Below are 17,447 nucleotides of genomic sequence, written 5' to 3' on the forward strand. Positions count from 1 at the left end.
ACGTCCCGAGCTCTCGCCTGGCCACCCCCCTGACGCGACACGTGTCGACCGGTAGCGTCGACCAGGTCCCGGGCACGTGAGGGCTCCGGCCCGGTCGACGGTCGGCACCCGCCGACGGGGCGCGGCCGGGAGGATTCGGGTCCGACCCGGCCGTGCTCCCCTCGCCCTGCTCCCTCCCCGCCCCGCGCCTCCGCCCGGCGCCCCCTCAGCGGGCGATCGGGTTCGGCAGGGTGCCCGCGTAGATCAGCGACGACGACTGCGCCCCGAGGTCGACCATCTGCCTCGTGTCTCGCAGCTGCAGACGGTTCAGGCACGAGTGGTCGAACCGGGCCGCCCGCAGGTCGACGGCGCCGTGCAGCCCGGGGTGCTCGACCGCGTGCCGGTCGACGCACTCCGCGACGAGCCGCCAGAAGAGCGCCTCCGGCAGCACCCGGTCGACGTCGAGGATCGCCGCGAGGTGCCGCAGCACCCCGTCGAAGACGTCGGTGAAGACGGCCAGCGCCTTCTCCCGGTCGTCGACCGGCGACACGACGCGGCGCAGCTCGGGCGGCAGCTCGTCGGGCGACGACGGCTCGGCGAGCAGGGCGACCTCCTCGCCGATGTCCTTCATCACGACGCCCGTGGGCACGTGGTCGCGCAGCACCGTGATCACGTTCTCGCCGTGCGGCATGAAGGCGAGGTCGTGGGCGAGCAGGCAGTGCACGACGGGCCGCAGGTAGGCGTGCAGGTACGACCGCAGCCACCGCTCGGCCCCGACGCCGGAGGCCCGGATCATCGCCGTCGCCAGCGCGTGCCCGTCTCGGTCGCGGTGCAGCAGCGCCGCCATCGTCGCCAGCCGCTCGCCCGGGGCGAGCAGCGGCACCGGGCTCTCGCGCCAGAGCGCCGCGAGCATCTTCCGCTGCGGGGACGCCGTCGCGGTGCGGTGGTAGACGTCGCCGGTGTACCCCAGGGAGGCGCGCTCCCGGAGGACGCGGAACCGCGCCTCCCGCAGGGTCGGGTCCGCCGAGACGAGGTCGTGCACCCAGTCGTTGATCGCCGGCGTCGGCCGCATGTACTCGGGGGAGAGGCCGCGGAGGAACCCCATGTTCTGGATGGACAGGGCCACCTTGACGTAGCTGCGTTCGGGGTGCGTCGGGGCGAAGAACGTGCGGATCGACTGCTGCGCACGGTGCTCGACGTCGCCCTCGCCGAGCAGGACGAGGTCGCGGCGGGCGACGTCGGCGGCGAAGGTGACGGCGACGCGGTGCTGCCACTGCCACGGGTGCACCGGGAGGAGGTGGAAGTCGTCGGGGTCGAGGCCCCGGCCGCGGAGGGTCGCGGCGAAGCGCTCCAGCGTCTCGTCACCGAGCTCGGCACGGCGGTGCGCGGCCTCGTCGAGGCCCCGGCCGAGGGCGAGGTGCGCGTGGGCGCGCCGGGCCGCCAGCCAGAGCAGGCGCACGGGCTCGCCGTTCTCCGGGGCGAAGGCCCGCGACTCGTCGAGCCCGAACCCGATCCGGCCCGCGTTCGCGACGAACGAGGGGTGCCCCTCGGTCATCGCCGCCTCGATGGTCGCGTGGTCGGCGGTCGTCAGCTGCTCGCTCGACGGCCCGCCCCGGTGGTGCTTGTGGGCGAGGCCGGCGAGGGTCGCCGAGACCTCCTCGAGGTAGGTGGCGAGGAGGTGCTCGGGCACGGCGAGGAGGGGCTGCAGCTCGACGACCAGCTCGAGGGCGTCGAGCGGGGCGGGGCGCCCGTCGACCGTGCGCGTCACGCTCGCCTCGTCGATCGCCCAGTGCTCGAGGGCGAGCCGCCGGGCGCGGAAGCGGTAGGCGACGGTCGGGGCCGGGGCCGGGGCCGGTGCCGGGGCCGGGGTCGGTGTCGGCGTCCGCGTCGGGGCGACGTCCGGCACCGCGGCCGTGCCCGCCGCCGCGTCGTGCCGCGGCAGCGCGCCGAGCACCACCTCGAACGCGTCGTCGCCCAGGTCGGCCGGCGCCAGCAGCCGCTCGTGCGAGAACTCGGCGAGGGCCTTCGTCACGAGGTGCCGGTGCGCGACCGCCATCGGCCCGGGCGCGAGGTGCGCCGCGGCACGGTCGTCGCGGGTCAGCACCGACAGGGCCGCACGCTTCTCGGGCAGCTCCAGCTCGCGCAGCACGCGGAAGCCCGCCTCGTCGTTCTTCGCCCTGATCGCCGCGTTGCGCACGTCGGGCTCGACGACCACCCTGGTCGCCCCCAGCCCGTCGAGCACGAAGCTCGTCACGGCGGCCATCACGGCGGAGGTCAGCCCGTGCACGCGTCGCTCGACCGGCGGAGCGACGAGCAGGTGCACGCCCACGTCGCCGGGGCGCACCTCGGGCACCCCCGCCAGCAGCACGCGCGTGGGGTCGTACGTCTCGACGTAGAAGAGCGGCTCGCCGTCGACGCGGCCCAGCCAGGCCCGCTGGTGCGGGTCGGCCTCGATCGCGGCGAGGTGGGCGCGGACCTCGTCGGTGCTGAGGCCCGCCATGCCCCACCACGAGGAGGCGGGGTGCGAGAGCCAGCGCCGCAGCGGCACCGCGTGCGGGTGCGCCTCGAACGGCTCGATCGTGACCAGCCCGCACGAGGCGCGGTGCTCGGCGACCGCGGTCATCGGACCGTCACCCCCTCGGCGGCGGGGGCTCCCGGGGAGCCGACCCGCGACTCCTCGGTCGGCAGCCCGAACGTCTGGAAGGCGACCCGCCGCTCGACCGGGTAGACCTCGCGGCCGGTGATCGACGCGAGGATGCTCGAGCTGCGCCAGGCGCCCATGCCCAGGTCGGGCGCGGTGAGGCCGTGGGTGTGCTCCTCGCCGTTCTGCACGAAGAGGCGGCCGCGGCCGCCGTCGACGCTGTGGTCGCGGGCGACGGCGAGCCGCCCGCGGGTGTCGCGCTCGACCTGGTCGCCGAGCGGGTCGAGCACCGAGGTCGACCGCGGGGCGTACCCCGTCGCCAGCACGAGGGCGGCGGACTCCCGCACGGCCGTCGTGCCCAGCTGCGCGTGGCGGAGGGTCAGCGTGAAGAGCCCGCGGTCGGAGTCCCAGGCCGCGTCGACGAGCTCGGTCTCGGTGAGGAGGGTCGTGTCGAGCGGGCCGTCGACGCTGCGGCGGTAGAGCGTCTCGTGGACGTCGTCGACGAGGTCGCCGCTGATGCCCTTGTACAGGCTGCGCTGCTCGCGGCCGAGCCGGTCGCGCTCGGCGAGGGGGAGGCCGTGGAAGTGGTCGGTGTACTCGGGGCTCGTGAGCTCGAGGGTGAGCTTCGTGTACTCCATGGCGAAGAACCGGGGGGAGCGGGTGACCCAGTCGAGCCGGGCGCCGGAGCCCGCGACGCCCTCGCGCCCGACCCCGTCGAGCAGGTCGCGGTAGATCTCGGCCGCGGACTGCCCGCTGCCGACGATCGTCACGGAGGGCGCGTCACGCAGCCGGTCACGGGCGTCGAGGTAGTCGGCGCTGTGCACGACCGGGCCGTCGAGCCCGGTCAGGTGCGACGGGACGGCGGGCTCGGTGCCCGTGCTCAGCACCACGTGCCGGGTGCGCCAGGTCTCGTCGCCGGCGTGCACGAGCAGCGTCCCGTCGTCGAGGTCGGTGACGGCCGTCACGCGACGGCCCCAGCGCAGCGTGCCGAGCTGGTCGGCGACCCACCGGCAGTAGGCGTCGTACTCGACGCGGAGCGGGAAGAAGCTCTCGCGGACGTAGAACGGGTAGAGGCGCCCGGTCTGCTTCAACCATTCGAGGAAGGAGAACCGGGAGGTCGGGTCGGCCATCGTCACGAGGTCGGCCAGGAAGGGGACCTGGATGGTGGCGCCCTCGATCATCATGCCGGGGTGCCAGCGGAACCCGTCGGCCGCATCGAGGAAGACTGCGTCGAGGTCGTCGACGGGGTCGCTGAGGGCGGCGAGTCCGAGCCCGAAGGGGCCGAGGCCGACGCCGACCAGGTCGTGGACGTGCTCGGGGACGGCGCTCATCGGACGACCGCCGCGCTGGCCGCGCCGTCGGTGCTGCCGACGTGCAGGGCGCTCGCCGCCTCGCGGACGAGGTCGAGCACCCCCTCGACGTCGGCCAGGGTCGTGTCGGGGTCGAGCAGCGTGAGCTTCAGGCACGGCCTCCCGTCGATCACCGTCTGCGCGACCGCGGCGCGCCCCGACTCGAACAGGGCGCGTCGGACGAGCGGCACGAGCCGGTCGGCCTCGGCGTCGTCCAGCCCCTCCGGGCGCCAGCGGAACAGGACCGTGCTCAGCTGCGTCTCGCCGATCAGCTCGAGGTCGTCGGAGGCGCGGACGGCCCCGGTCGCGGCCGCGCCCAGCTCGACGACGCGGTCGATCATCGCTCCCAGCCCGTCGGCACCGACGGCCCGCAGGGTCGCCCAGAGCTTGAGGGCGTCGAGCCGCCGGGTCGTCTGCAGCGACTTGTCGACCTGGTTCGGGTCGGCGGCGCCCACCGGGTTGAGGTAGTCGGCGTGCCAGGCGAGCGGCTCGAGGTCGGCCCGGTCTCGCACGACGAGCGCGCTCGACGACACGGGCTGGAAGAAGGTCTTGTGGAAGTCGACGGTGACCGACCGGGCCCGCTCGACGCCCTCGAGGAGGCGCCGCCGCGTCGTCGAGACCAGCAGGCCCCCGCCGTAGGCCGCGTCGACGTGCAGCCAGACGTCGGCGTCGTCGCAGACGTCGGCGATCGCGGCCAGCGGGTCGAGGCAGCCCCGGTCGGTCGTCCCCGCCGTCGCCACGACGGCGACGACGACGTGGCCGGCCTGGACGAGGGCGTCGAGGGTCACGCGGAGCGCGTCGGGCCGCATCCGGCCGAGGTCGTCGGTGGGCACGGCGACGACGCTGTCCGGCCCCAGGCCGAGCACCCGCGCGGCCGTCGAGACGCTGAAGTGGCTCTGGTCGGTGGCGAGCACCACCATCCGCTCGAGGACCTCGTGCAGGGAGCGCGGGCGCCGGTCGGGGCGTCGACCGGGCCCGCTCGTGCTCCTCAGCCGCGCCTCCTCGTCGAGGTCCTGACGTCGGGCCCGCCCGGCGGCGCGCTCGCGGGCCAGCAGCAGGGCGTGCAGGTTCGACTGCGTGCCGCCCGAGGTGAACACCCCGTCCGCGGTGTCGGCGGGGAGGCCGGCGCGCTCGGCCGTCCAGGCGATCAGCCGCCGCTCGACGAGGGTGCCGACGGTCGACTGGTCGTAGGTGTCGACCGAGGGGTTGACCGCGGCGAGCACGGCCTCGGCGGCCACCGCCGGCAGGGCGACCGGGCAGTTGAGGTGCGACTGGTAGGCCGGGTGGTGGAACCAGACGGCGTGTGCGGTGAAGAGCTCGTCCACCTCGCGGAGGGCGGCGTCGGTGCCGGTGCCGGGGCCGTCCAGGTCGACGGCGTCGACGAGGGCCTGGAGGTCGGCGCGGGGCACGCCCGACGACGGCTGGTCGACGACCCGGAACCGGTCGGCGAGGCGCTCGACGACGGCGGTCGTCGAGCGGGCGTAGGCGTCGGCCGTGGCGGCGGACAGGAGGTGGGTCACGGTGGGCTCCCGGTGGTGCGTGATCGCGGCAGGCTCTCTGCGGCCTGCCCGAGGTTAGGCAAGGCTCACCTAAATCGCAAGACGCGGCTGCATCATGAAACAGGCTCATGACCAGGGGTTCACCGGGTGTCCACCGAAAGGGCGACCCGGAGGTCGCCCGGAGCGACGGGCGCGACACGCCCGGGGTGTGGACAGCGACACGCCCGGGCTGTACTGTCACCTCTCGTGCCGATCGTCGGCACGACCCGTCGCCTCGTCGACGTCGAGCACCCCCGAGAGAGAGGCCAGCACCGTGTCGAACCGCACCTTCGCCGACCTGCGTGCACCGCGCCTCCTCGACGGCCGCGGTCGCTCCTGGCACCCCGGGCAGTACGCATCGCCCGAGCAGCAGGAGAAGACCATGCTCGAACTCGACACCCTCTCGTAGGCCGCGCGCGTCACCCGACGCCCCAGCCCACGAGGGCCGGGGCACCTCTCGCATCCACCGACACTGCAGGGTCGGAGTGCGTCCGTCCGCCCCGGACGACGACACCCCCCCCACAGAGGACCGAGAGGACCATGGAGAAGATCACCGCCCGGCTGTTCTGCTGGGCCAGCCTGCTCGAGGAGAAGACCGCGCAGCAGGCCAGGACGACGTCGACGATGCCGTTCATCTACCCGCACCTCGCACTGATGCCCGACGCCCACCTGGGCCTCGGCGCGACCGTCGGGTCGGTGATCCCGACGCTCGGCGCCGTGATGCCGGCCGCCGTCGGCGTCGACATCGGCTGCGGCATGATCGCCGTGCGCACGCAGTTCACGGCGGCCGACCTGCCCGCCGACCGCAGGCCGCTCCGCGAGCAGATCGAGCGGGCCGTGCCGACCTCGGCCGGCGCGTACAACCGCAAGGTCGTCGCCACGGCCGAGCCCCGCGTCGCCGAGCTCGAGGCGCTGGCCGCCGAGGCGGGCTTCGACCCGGCGTCGTACGCCAAGAACTGGCAGCTGCAGCTGGGCACGCTCGGCAGCGGCAACCACTTCATCGAGGTCAGCCTCGACGAGACGGACGCCGTGTGGCTCTTCCTGCACTCGGGGAGCCGGGGCGTGGGCAACAAGATCGCTCAGGCGCACATCAAGGTCGCCCAGGCGGCCATGACGCGCTGGTGGATCACGCTGCCCGACCCGGACCTCGCCTACCTCGTCGAGGGCACGGCCGAGTTCGACCGGTACATCGCCGAGCTCGGCTGGGCCCAGCGCTTCGCCCTGCTGAACCGGGAGGAGATGATGGACCGCGTCGTGCGCCAGTTCGCCGACTGGGTCGGAGCGCCCGTGGAGGAGCAGGAGCGGATCAACTGCCACCACAACTTCACGCAGCGCGAGCGGCACTTCGGCAAGGACGTGTGGCTCAGCCGCAAGGGCGCCATCTCGGCCCGGGCGGGGCAGGCCGGGCTCATCCCCGGGAGCATGGGCACCGCCTCCTACGTGGTCGAGGGCAAGGGGAACCCCGTCGCGCTCGAGTCGTCACCGCACGGCGCCGGCCGGGCGTACTCGCGGAGCGCCGCCCGCAAGAAGTTCACGCACGACGAGCTGCGCACCGCGATGGAGGGCATCGAGTACCGCGACACCGACGCGTTCCTCGACGAGATCCCCGCGGCGTACAAGCCGATCGACCAGGTGATGGCCGACGCGGCGGAGCTCGTGACGATCCGGCACACGCTGCGCCAGATCGTCAACGTCAAGGGCGACTAGCGGGGAGGCGCGGGCTGCGGCTCGCGCCTCCTCGCCGCCGTCTCGTGTCGACGGTTCAGGAGCGGGCGGCGCGGGCGGCCCGTGCGGGCGCGCTCGCGCGGCTGCCTCCTGAGCCGTCGACACGGCGGGCCGCCCGGCCGCGCCGCGCGCGCCCCGGGCAGACTGGCCCGGTGACCGACCCGCTCGTGACCCCCGACGGCCGCTACCTCGTCGTGCGCGGCCGGCTGTGGCGGCGCACCGACCCGGCCCTGCCGGAGGAGCGGCGGTCCGAGCTCGTCCACGAGCTGATGGACGCCCGCCGCGCGAAGAAGACGGCCCTGGCGGCCGACGACCACGCCGGTGTCGAGGCGGCGAAGGCCCGGGTCGACGCGGCCAAGACGGGCCTCGGCGAGCGGGGGCCGGTGTGGTGGAGCGACGACGCCCCCGACGAGACCCGGCGCATGGCCGAGAACACCCGCTACGCGGAGTGGTTCGCCTCGCTCTGACGACCAGCGGCCGGAGCTAGCGCCCCTGGCGCTTCTTGAACGGCTTCGGCTGCCCCTTGACCGCCGGGGTGCGCCCCTTGCCCTTCGACGCCTTGGCCTTGCCGCCCGCCGGCACGGGGGGCGGCGGCGGGGGAGTCGAGGGGCTCGCGAGCTCCTCCTCGGCGACGAGGATCGCGGCCTGACCCGCCTTCGTCAGCCGGTAGGGGCTGGCGTCGCGGTCGAACAGCTTGGTGCCGAACTCGAGCTCGAGCGCCTCGATCGACGACTCGAGCTTCTGGCGCGAGATGCCGAGCTTGTCGGCCGCGACCGGGAAGTGCAGCACCTCGGCCGCGACGAGGAAGTGCCTCAGGTGGCTGGTCTTCACGGTGTCGCCTCTCGCTGGTCGGCCGGGTGCCCGACGCCCCAGACTACCGCCGACGACCGAGCGGCTCAGGCCACCGACACCCCGCCGGCGACCGGCGACGTGTGGCTGACGCCGAGCCCGTCGAGCGCCTTCTGGAAGATCTTCAGCCCGGTCATGCCGGGCAGGTTCGAGATGTTCGAGTCGAGCTTCTCGGCGGCCTTGCGGCCTTCCTCGCCGCTCATCAGCTGGCCGAACACGAAGCGGACGTCGTCGATCTCCATGATCGACGAGCCGACCGGGGCCCAGACCTTCTGCAGCAGGAAGCGGGTCAGCTTCTGCGCCTTCTTGCTCTTGAGCAGCCGCTCGCGGGCCTGCGACACGTAGAAGGCCACGTGGCGCGACTCCTGGCGGGCGATGCGGACGAGCAGCTCTGCGAGGACCGGGTCCTTCTCGAGGGCGGCCATGCGCTTGTACGCGGCGACGGCCGAGTACTCGTTGGCGGCGCCCCACGACATGTGGACGGCGACGAAGTCCGAGCCGACGAACTTGCCGAGCAGGCCCTGCTTGACCGGGTCGAGCTTGTCGCGCCAGCCGAGCTTGAGTCGGTTCGCGCGCAGCTGGTCGTAGTCGACCTTGACGCCGTGGACCTCGAGGATGGCGGCGAGGGCCTCGCCGTGCCAGAACTCCTCGCGGTTCCACATCGTCATGAAGGTCGAGACGTCGCCCTCCTTGTGCGAGGGCGTCGTCAGCAGGTCACGGGTGTAGCACACGGTGTGGTACTCGACGTCGGCCATGTAGCGCAGGGTGCGGAGCGAGTCCGCGCTGAGCGGGTTCTCCTTGAAGTGGTCGAGGTCGAGGTCGTCCCACGTGATCCGCTCGCTGGTCGCGGCGAACTTGTCGATGTCGAATGCCATGTGGTGTCGGGAGGCGCGGGTCGTCAGACCTGCCCTCCGTCTCCTTTCCGTGTGGTGCTGCCGCCGGTCGTCGCTGTGACCGCGCCCCGGGCCCTGGCCCAGTCGCGGATGCTCCATCTTCTTCGGAGCGCCTCGCGGGCGAGATTGGAGTCGGGGTTGACGGCGGACGGGTTGCCGAGCAGCTCCAACCAGGCGAGGTCGGCGTGGGAGTCACCGTACCCGTACGACCCCGTGAGGTCGATCTCGTTCTCCCGTGCCCACTGCGTCAGCCACGCAGCGCGGGCTTCGTCCACCAACGGCGGCTGGGCGAGGTACCCGGTGAGCACTCCGTCGCGCTCGTGCATGGTGCTGCCGACGACCTCGTCGAACAGGTCGGCGATCGGCCCGGCGAGGGTCGCGATGGAGCCCGTGACCAGCACGGTCCGGTGACCGGCGGCACGGTGCTCCGCGATGCGGGCGAGCGCCTCGGGCAGGGTGTGGCGGCGCACGGCGTCGGCGTAGCCGCCGGAGCGCACCACTCCGCGGAGGCGCGAGACGGGCATGCCGCTGTACCGCCTCAGGAAGCTGCGGATGAACTCGCCGCGATCACGCGACTCCGCCCGGAGGTAGGCCGGCAGGCCGGTCAGCAGCGACGCGACCTCGCCCGGCCAGGCCGCCTTGCGGAACCCGTTAGAGCGCACCCAGAGGTACTGCTCGACGATGTTCGAGTCGAGCACCGTCCCCTCGAGGTCGAACACGGCGACCACGTCGGTGCGGGGCGGCAGCGGCCGGGTGTCGACGACGGCGCCGACCGCGGCGGGGCGCACCGAGAAGGCGCGCGTCATGGCCGTGATCGACGGGAAGTGCACGGTCTGGAAGTACTCCTCCCAGTCGATGTCGGTCACGTCGAAGCCGACGTCGGCGGGGGAGCCCTCGGGCAGCCCGTCGTGCAGCGCCCGGGTGCGGCGGTCGTCGAAGATGATCTCGGACTGCACGTAGTGGCGGTAGAGGTCGGTCAGGCTCTGCAGCGACTCGAGGTCGGCCCGCCGGGTCTGCACGTCGCTCAGCGCGGTGCGCGTGTGCTGGTTCGAGGGCAGGTGCGTGAGCACGCGCTCGCGCCAGTCGTTCGTCCGCTGCTTGAAGCGGATGGCGCCCTCGACCTTGCGCACGCCGGGGAAGTCCCAGTGCGGCACCGGGATGGTCGTGTGCTCGTCGCGCGGCAGCGGGTTCGCCGTGAAGAACGCGTTGAGGTTCTCGAACATGCGCAGGATGGGGAACGGGTTCGCGTTGCCCGACGCCACGTGGAAGTACTGCGCCTCGGGGCCCGCCGGAGTCGCGGTGCGGGTCGCCGGCACCGCCGCGGCCGCGTCGTCGGTCACCGGGCGCGCCGGGGGGTTCGCCCCGACCGCGAGGATGACGTTCACCACGAAGTCGACGGGCACGATGTCGAGCACGCTGTCGGGCACCCCGGGGAACTCCGGCAGGAGCCCGCGGGCGTACGACATGATCAGCGGGTCGGCGACCTTGAAGCCGTCGATCCAGCCCGGGTACGGGTGGCGGAGCGCGCTCTCGACGATGGCGGGGCGGACGACCGACAGGCGGTGGCCGTCGGCGGCCCACAGCTCCTCGGCGGCGCGCTCGGCGAAGGCCTTGGTGAGCGTGTAGACGTCCGTCCAGCCGAGGGTCTCGGCCCGGGTGCGGCCGTAGTCGACGAGACGGGCGGCGACCCAGGCGACCCGCGCCTCCTCGGCGGCCGTCGCGACGGCCTGGGGCCCGGTCTTGCCGTGACGGGCGCGGCCCTCGGCGATGAAGCGGCGGAGGGTCTCGGGCTGCCGCGACGCGGCCTCGACGCGGGCGCGGGCGTCGCGGGCGGCAGCGTGCTCGGCGCGCCAGTCGACGGCGTGCGTGAGCGCCGCCTCGGGGAAGACGCCCTTGCGGATGCCGCCGACGTACGCGGTCGACACGTGCACGACGTGCGGGTCGCCGCCCGCGCGGCGCAGGGCCTCGTACAGGCCGACGGCCCCGCCGACGTTCGTGTCGAAGGCCTGGTCGATGGGCGGGTCGAACGAGACGGTCGACGCGCTGTGGATGACGACGTCGAGGTCGGCCGGCAGGTCGGGCAGCGAGCCGAGGCTGCTCTCGACGACGCGGAGCCGCTCGGTGAGCGCGCGCTCGACCTCGTCGGCGCCGACGCGCTCGCGCCAGCTCGCGAACACCGGCTTCTTGAGCAGGTGCCGCAGCCGACCGAGGGCCGGCGTGCCGGCCTTGGGCCGGATCAGCAGGGTGACCGTCGTGTCGGGGTGGGTCGAGAGCAGGCGCTCGAGGATCGCCTGGCCGACGAATCCGGTGCCGCCCGTGAGCAGCACGTGCGCCGAGCCGAGGCTGGCGACGGTGGAGCCCGGCGTGGCGGAGGGGAGGGGTGCGGTCATGCGGTGAGCTTTCGGGTCACGGTGGAGCCGACGCGGGCGTCGAGCCCCGGCAGGGCGGCGACGCGGTCGCCGACCGAGTCGGCGCGGAGGTGGCCCTCGGCCCCGCCCCAGACGACCGTGTCGAAGAAGGTGCGCTCGGAGTCGGCGCGCTCGATGGCACCGATCGGCCAGACGGCCTTCGCGAGGGAGGCGCGGGTCTGCTTGACGGCACGCGCCGAGTCGGCGAGGCGCCAGTGGGCCTCGAGGTCGAAGAACCGCTCGTGGCGGCGCTTGATCGCCCGGACGCGGTCGAGGACGGCGCTCAGCGCCGGGCTCGCGGCGCGGAGCTCGAGCACGTCGTAGGCCTCGCCGAGCACCCACTCGTCGACGAGCCCGGTGGTCATGTGCTCGGCGACGATCGGCACGCCCTTGTTGATCGCCTCGAGGGCGCGGGTGATCGGGCCGCGGCGCTCGGCGGCCTCGGAGGCGGCGTGGCGGCGCGGGCCCTCCTCGTCGTCACGGAGGCGCGGGCGGCCGTGCGCCTCGAGCACGGCGTCGAGGGCGTCGGCCAGCCAGAACTTCTCGAAGGCCCACGTGACGAGGAAGGCGGTGACGCGGGCGTCCTTGTGCGTCGCGGTGACGAGGAGGTTGCGGAGGTGCTCCATCGTGGCGGCCTCGAGCCGGCCGAGGTGGCGCAGCAGGCGCAGCTCGTCGTCGCCGAGCGGGGAGGCCTCGAAGGGCGTCAGGTCGAGCTCGGGGCGGAGGGTGCCCTGGGCGGTCAGGGTGAACTCGCGCATGTCGAACTCGGTGGTGTCGTAGGGGTCACCGTCGATCGTCATGACCAGTGATCCTCTCGTGACGCGTTCGTGCGGGCGGGCGGGGCACGATGCACGCTGCGAGCCCTCAAGACCGTATCGTAAGCGGCATGGCAACAGCGCTCGTCACCGGGGGCACGTCCGGCATCGGAGCCGAATTCGCCCGCCAACTCGCCGCACGTGGCTGGGACCTCGTCCTGGTCGCGCGTGACGCGACCCGACTCGACGAGACGGCCGCCGCGCTCCGCGCGACGGGCCGCCGGGTCGAGGTCCTCTCCGCCGACCTCGGCGACCGCTCCGACGTCGACCGGGTCGCCGCCCGGCTGGCCGACGAGGCCTCCCCGGTCGAGCTGCTCGTCAACAACGCCGGCTTCGGCGTGCACACGCCCCTGACGTCGGAGGACGTCGCGACGCACGACGCGGCGTTCGAGGTGATGGTCCGCAGCGTGCTGGTGCTGTCCGGGTCCGCGGCACGCGCCATGCGCCTCCGGGGCCGCGGCCGCATCGTCAACGTGTCGAGCACGGCCGGCTTCATGACCATGGGCGGCTACTCGGCCATCAAGGCCTGGGTGACCTCGTTCAGCGAGAGCCTGTCGGTCGAGCTGGCGGGCACGGGCGTCGGCGTCACGGTGCTGCTGCCGGGCTGGGTGAAGACGGAGTTCCATCAGCGCGCCGGCATCCGGTCGTCGAGCATCCCGAACGCATTGTGGCTCGGCGCCGAACCACTGGTCGCCGCGTGCCTGCGCGACGTCGATGACAACAAGGTGGTCTCCATGCCCACGGTTCGGTACCGCGTGCTGTTCTGGTTGGTGCGGCACGCTCCGCGCAGCGTCGTGCGCCGCGTCTCGGGCGCCATCTCGTCGAGCCGTCGGAAGCCCGCGGAGTCGTGAGCGACCCCAGCCGGCCCGGCCACCCGCGGCGCGAGGCCGTCGCCCGCGCCGCGACCGACGTCACCGACCGCTTCAGCTCGCGCGGCCGGGCGATGGCCCGGTACGTCGCCCAGCGCGTCGTCCTCAAGCCGACGATCTGGTCGATCACGAGCGTCACCGTCATCGACCGCGACCGCCTCAAGGGCGTCGAGGGCGGCTTCATCGTGGTCGCGAACCACTCGAGCCATCTCGACGCGCCCCTCATTCTCGGCGCGCTGCCGCGCCGGCTCGCCCGCTACCTCGCCACCGGGGCCGCGGCCGACTACTTCTTCGACGTGCCGTGGCGCCGTCAGCTGACCGAGCTGTTCTTCAACGCCTTCCCCGTGCAGCGCGGCTCGTCGACCGCGACGCCCGCGGGCACGCCCGGCTCGGCGACGCCCCAGGCCCCCGGGGCCGTCGCCGCGGCGGCGGCCGCGGCCGCCGCGCACCCGTCGACCGGCGCGACGCCGGCGCAGTCCGCCGCCCGCCGCAAGGCCGCCGCGAAGTCGGCCGCCCGCAAGCGCGCCGGCCAGCCCACGGTCAGCGCCCGGTCGCTGCTCGAGCGCGGCTACCCCGTGCTGGTCTTCCCCGAGGGCACGCGCTCGAAGGACGGCTCGGTCGCCGCGTTCAAGCCCGGTGCCGCCGCGCTGTCGGCGGCGTGCGACGTGCCGATCATCCCCCTCGCCCTGATCGGGGCGCACATCGCCCACCCCCGCGGGTCGGCCTGGCCGAGGCCCGGCCGGCTGCCCGTCGGCGTGGCCTTCGGCGACCCGATGCGGCCCGAGCCCGGCGAGACGCCGGTGCAGTTCTCGGCCCGCCTGCGCGACGAGATCCTGCGTCTGAAGGACGCGAACACCGCCCGTATCCTGGGTCCCGAGACCCCGTCCGAAGGAGCACGACCGTGACCGACGTCCAGAGCAAGCCGGAGACCGAGGTGCGCGACCACGGCGTCGCGCACATGAAGTGGTGGGGCTGGGGCGTCGAGGGCGTCGCCTTCCACCACGACGACAAGCCGGGCTTCGCCCCGTTCGTCAAGAAGATCGTCGGCGTCGAGCTGTCGCAGGGCCAGCACGACACGGGCCTCGACTTCTCGCAGCTGACCGTCCCGGCCTCGCGCGCCTCCTCCGAGGTCGTCGACTCGCTCGTGCAGATCGTCGGCACCGAGCACGTCGACCAGGGCGACCACGACCGCGTCGTCCACACGTACGGCAAGAGCATCCGCGACCTGATCCGCATCCGTGCGGGCGTCCTCGACCGGGTGCCCGACGTCGTCGTCTACCCGGCCGACGAGGCCGAGGTGCAGCAGATCGTCGACCTCGCCGTCGCGAGCGACGTCGTGCTCATCCCCTTCGGCGGCGGCAGCAACATCGTCGGCAGCCTCGAGCCGATGCCCACGGAGGAGCGCACCGTCGTCTCGCTCGACATGGGCCGCCTCTCGAAGGTGCTCCACGTCGATGAAGACAGCGGTCTCGCCCGCATCCAGGCCGGCGGCCAGGGCCCCGACCTGGAGGAGCAGCTCAACGCCCGCGGCTGGACCCTCGGCCACTTCCCCGACAGCTTCACGCACTCGACGATGGGGGGCTGGGTCGCGACCCGCTCCTCCGGCATGCAGAGCGACAAGTACGGCGACATCGCCGACATCACCAAGGGGCTGCGCGTCGTCCGCCCCGGGGGCGTGCTCGTCATCCGGGCCGTGCCCAGCGCCTCCACCGGGCCGTCGCTCCGCGAGATGATCATCGGCTCCGAGGGGCGCCTCGGCGTCATCACCGAGGTCACCGCGCAGGTGCACCGCCTGCCCGAGAAGCGCGAGATCCTCGCCTACCTCTTCCCGTCGTGGCACGACGGCCTCGCGGCGATGCAGGCCATCGCCGAGAGCGACGCCCACCCGTCGGTGACGCGCGTCAGCGACGCCCACGAGACCGCGTTCTCGTTCGCGACCTCGAAGGAGAGCAAGGGCATCTCGAAGGTCGTCAACGACGCCCTGCCCAAGGTGCTGAAGGCCAAGGGCTGGGACGTCGAGGCGATGTGCCTGTCGTTCATCGGCTACGAGGGCAGCCCCGAGCACGTCGCCCAGACGCAGAAGGCCGTCGCCAAGATCGTGAAGGCGAACCGCGGCATGAGCGTCGGCAAGGGGCCGGGCAAGCTCTACGACCAGAAGAAGTTCGACACGCCCTACCTGCGCGACTTCTTCATGGACCACGGAGGCGCGGCCGACGTCAGCGAGACCGCCGCGCCGTGGTCGAAGCTGCGCGACGTCTCCGCCCGCGTCTACGCCGCGGCGAACCAGGCGTTCGACCAGATCGGCGTGCAGGGCTGGATCATGGGCCACCTGTCGCACTCGTACCACTCGGGGGCGTGCCTCTACTTCACCTTCGCCTTCGAGCACGGCGCCGACGCCGAGGCCGAGTACGACGTCGTGAAGCACGCGATCCAGCAGGCGTTCATCGACACCGGCGCGACCGTGTCGCACCACCACGGCGTCGGCCTCGAGCACGCCCCGTGGCTCGAGCAGGACGTCTCGACGCAGGGCATCCAGGTGATGCAGGGGCTGTTCGACTCGGCCGACCCGGGCCGCGTCTTCAACCCGGGCAAGATCACCGGCGCGTAGCGACCGGGCCGGAGGCGCGGGTGGGCCCTCGGGCCGACCCGCGCCTCCGGCACGTCCGGCACGTCCTGCACCTCCGGTCACCGGGAACACGGCCGACCTAGGATGTGTTGATCGCAGGTACCGCTCGCACCCGGCGGGCCCTCACGGAAGAGACGCGCATGACCGGCATCCACGGCGACATCACCTCGGCCTTCGGCGACACCCCCCTCGTACGGTTGAACGCGCTCGCCGTGCCCGGCGGCGCGGAGGTCGTCGTCAAGCTGGAGTTCTACAACCCCGGCGGCAGCGTCAAGGACCGCCTCGGCGTGGCCATCGTCGACGCGGCCGAGGCGAGCGGCGAGCTCAGGCCCGGCGGCACGATCGTGGAGGGCTCCAGCGGCAACACCGGCATCGCCCTCGCGCTCGTCGGCGCCGCCCGCGGCTACCGCGTCGTCGTCACGATGCCCGAGACGATGAGCGTCGAGCGCCGCACGATCATCGCCGCCTACGGCGCCGAGGTCGTGCTCACCCCCGGCAGCGAGGGAATGCGCGGCGCCGTCGAGCGCGCGAAGCAGATCGTCGACGAGACCGAGGGCGCCGTCTGGGCCCGGCAGTTCGAGACCGAGGCCAACGCGGAGATCCACCGCCGGACGACCGCCCCCGAGATCCTGCGCGACACGGACGGGAAGATCGACTTCTTCGTCGCCGGCGTCGGCACGGGCGGCACCATCACCGGCGTCGGCCAGGTGCTGCACGAGCAGGTGCCCGGCGTGAAGGTCGTGGCCGTCGAGCCCGCCGACTCGCCACTGCTCAGCGAGGGCAAGGCCGGCCCGCACAAGATCCAGGGCATCGGCGCCAACTTCGTGCCGGAGCTGCTCGACCGGTCGCAGATCGACGAGGTGTTCCCCGTCCAGCTCGACGACGCCCTGCGGGTCGCCCGCGACCTCGCCGCGAGGGAGGGCATCCTCTCCGGCATCTCGTCGGGAGCGATCGTCCACGCCGCGCTCGAGATCGCCGCCCGGCCCGAGAACGCCGGCAAGCGCATCGTGGCCATCGTCTGCGACACGGGCGAGCGCTACCTGTCGACGGTCCTCTTCCAGGGCCTCGCGGGCGCCGGCGCTTAGCGTGCGGGCGGTCGCCCGCCTGGCGGAGGACGTCGCGGCCGTGCGGCGGCGCGACCCCGCCGCCCGGGGGCGTCTCGAGACGGCCCTGGTCTACCCGGGGCTGCACGCCGTGTGGCTGCACCGCGTGGCGAGCCGCCTGTGGCGGGCCGAGGGCCCGGCCCGCCGGCTCGGCGGGCGCGTCGCCGCGCGGCTGGTGGCCCACGCGGCGCGGTCGCTGACGGGGGTGGAGATCCACCCCGGGGCCCGCCTGGGGCGCCGCTTGTTCATCGACCACGGCCTGGGCACGGTCGTCGGCGAGACGGCGGTCGTGGGCGACGACTGCACGCTCTTCCACGGCGTGACGCTCGGCGGCAAGGGCGGGCGGGGCGCGGGGGCGCGCCGCCACCCGACGCTCGAGGACGGCGTGACGGTGGGCGCGGGCGCCTCCGTGATCGGCGGGGTCGTGGTCGGGGCGCGCAGCGTCGTGGGCGCGGGCGCCGTCGTCACGAAGGACGTGCCGGCGGACTCGGTCGCGACCGGGGTGCCCGCCGTGAGCCGGCCGCGCGGCGCCTGAGCGGCGGCGCCTGCCTGCTCGCGCGCCTGCGCGCCCGCACGCCCGCTCTGCTCGGCGTGCTCGGCATGCTCGGCGTGCTCGCGTGGCCTCGGCGTGCGTCGACGGTTCAGGAGGCGG

The 17,447-nt window shown here is 73.6% G+C and carries 15 protein-coding genes; 8 read left to right on the forward strand and 7 right to left on the reverse strand.

The genetic code is table 11. The annotated features are described in order from the left end of the window. Nucleotides 1–205 precede the first annotated feature (205 nt). The 3 genes from FHR77_RS16295 to FHR77_RS01375 are packed head-to-tail and all read right to left on the reverse strand — an operon-like array spanning nucleotide 206 to nucleotide 5,489. On the reverse strand, nucleotides 206–2,602 hold the full coding sequence (locus FHR77_RS16295; RefSeq protein ID WP_167258232.1) for a GNAT family N-acetyltransferase: 2,397 nt from the start codon (nucleotides 2,600–2,602) through the stop codon (nucleotides 206–208). Further along, nucleotides 2,599–3,951, reverse strand: a complete 1,353-nt coding sequence (locus FHR77_RS01370) for a lysine N(6)-hydroxylase/L-ornithine N(5)-oxygenase family protein (protein ID WP_167258234.1) — start codon at nucleotides 3,949–3,951, stop codon at nucleotides 2,599–2,601. The genes FHR77_RS16295 and FHR77_RS01370 overlap by 4 nt, the downstream gene beginning before the upstream one ends. After that, on the reverse strand, nucleotides 3,948–5,489 hold the full coding sequence (locus FHR77_RS01375) for a pyridoxal phosphate-dependent decarboxylase family protein (RefSeq protein WP_167258236.1): 1,542 nt from the start codon (nucleotides 5,487–5,489) through the stop codon (nucleotides 3,948–3,950). The genes FHR77_RS01370 and FHR77_RS01375 overlap by 4 nt, the downstream gene beginning before the upstream one ends. Nucleotides 5,490–5,781: 292 nt before the next feature. On the opposite strand from FHR77_RS01375, the gene FHR77_RS16300 reads away from it, so the two are divergent. From FHR77_RS16300 to FHR77_RS01385, 3 genes are all read left to right on the forward strand, one after another. Then, nucleotides 5,782–5,916, forward strand: coding sequence for a hypothetical protein (locus FHR77_RS16300; RefSeq protein ID WP_255354131.1), 135 nt, complete (start codon nucleotides 5,782–5,784; stop codon nucleotides 5,914–5,916). Between the two features lie 131 nt (nucleotides 5,917–6,047). After that, the gene (locus FHR77_RS01380) at nucleotides 6,048–7,214 is read left to right on the forward strand and encodes an RtcB family protein (protein WP_167258238.1); all 1,167 of its coding nucleotides are present in this window, start codon (nucleotides 6,048–6,050) and stop codon (nucleotides 7,212–7,214) included. Nucleotides 7,215–7,384: 170 nt separating this feature from the next. Next, nucleotides 7,385–7,699, forward strand: a complete 315-nt coding sequence (locus tag FHR77_RS01385; protein ID WP_167258240.1) for a hypothetical protein — start codon at nucleotides 7,385–7,387, stop codon at nucleotides 7,697–7,699. 16 nt (nucleotides 7,700–7,715) lie between these two features. Here the strand turns inward: FHR77_RS01385 and FHR77_RS01390 are convergent, their stop codons facing one another. From FHR77_RS01390 to FHR77_RS01405, 4 genes are all read right to left on the reverse strand, one after another. Beyond that, entirely contained in the window at nucleotides 7,716–8,063 is a 348-nt protein-coding gene (locus FHR77_RS01390) for a LysR family transcriptional regulator (RefSeq protein ID WP_167258242.1), read from the reverse strand. 65 nt (nucleotides 8,064–8,128) lie between these two features. After that, a complete protein-coding gene (locus FHR77_RS01395; RefSeq protein ID WP_056052621.1) occupies nucleotides 8,129–8,956 on the reverse strand; it encodes a ferritin family protein in 828 nt (275 codons plus the stop codon). Nucleotides 8,957–8,979: 23 nt separating this feature from the next. Beyond that, nucleotides 8,980–11,364, reverse strand: coding sequence for an SDR family oxidoreductase (locus FHR77_RS01400; RefSeq protein WP_167258243.1), 2,385 nt, complete (start codon nucleotides 11,362–11,364; stop codon nucleotides 8,980–8,982). Further along, entirely contained in the window at nucleotides 11,361–12,182 is an 822-nt protein-coding gene (locus tag FHR77_RS01405) for a hypothetical protein (protein ID WP_056052626.1), read from the reverse strand. Before FHR77_RS01405 ends, FHR77_RS01400 begins: the two co-directional genes overlap by 4 nt. Nucleotides 12,183–12,268: 86 nt before the next feature. Here FHR77_RS01405 and FHR77_RS01410 point away from each other — a divergent pair, with 86 nt between their 5' ends. From FHR77_RS01410 to epsC, 5 genes are all read left to right on the forward strand, one after another. Then, on the forward strand, nucleotides 12,269–13,048 hold the full coding sequence (locus FHR77_RS01410) for an SDR family NAD(P)-dependent oxidoreductase (RefSeq protein ID WP_056052629.1): 780 nt from the start codon (nucleotides 12,269–12,271) through the stop codon (nucleotides 13,046–13,048). After that, the gene (locus FHR77_RS01415) at nucleotides 13,045–13,971 is read left to right on the forward strand and encodes a lysophospholipid acyltransferase family protein (RefSeq protein ID WP_167258245.1); all 927 of its coding nucleotides are present in this window, start codon (nucleotides 13,045–13,047) and stop codon (nucleotides 13,969–13,971) included. The genes FHR77_RS01410 and FHR77_RS01415 overlap by 4 nt, the downstream gene beginning before the upstream one ends. Continuing rightward, nucleotides 13,968–15,674 (forward strand): FAD-binding oxidoreductase, encoded by a 1,707-nt coding sequence (locus FHR77_RS01420; protein ID WP_341777174.1) that lies wholly within the window; start codon nucleotides 13,968–13,970, stop codon nucleotides 15,672–15,674. The genes FHR77_RS01415 and FHR77_RS01420 overlap by 4 nt, the downstream gene beginning before the upstream one ends. Nucleotides 15,675–15,832: 158 nt before the next feature. Further along, nucleotides 15,833–16,777 (forward strand): cysteine synthase A, encoded by a 945-nt coding sequence (gene cysK / locus FHR77_RS01425; protein ID WP_167258247.1) that lies wholly within the window; start codon nucleotides 15,833–15,835, stop codon nucleotides 16,775–16,777. A 1-nt stretch (nucleotide 16,778) separates the two neighbouring features. Then, a complete protein-coding gene (gene epsC, locus FHR77_RS01430; protein ID WP_167258249.1) occupies nucleotides 16,779–17,330 on the forward strand; it encodes a serine O-acetyltransferase EpsC in 552 nt (183 codons plus the stop codon). The last annotated feature ends 117 nt before the right edge of the window (nucleotides 17,331–17,447 follow it).

The organism is Frigoribacterium endophyticum, from assembly GCF_011759585.1.
GTDB classification, from domain to species: domain Bacteria; phylum Actinomycetota; class Actinomycetes; order Actinomycetales; family Microbacteriaceae; genus Frigoribacterium; species Frigoribacterium endophyticum.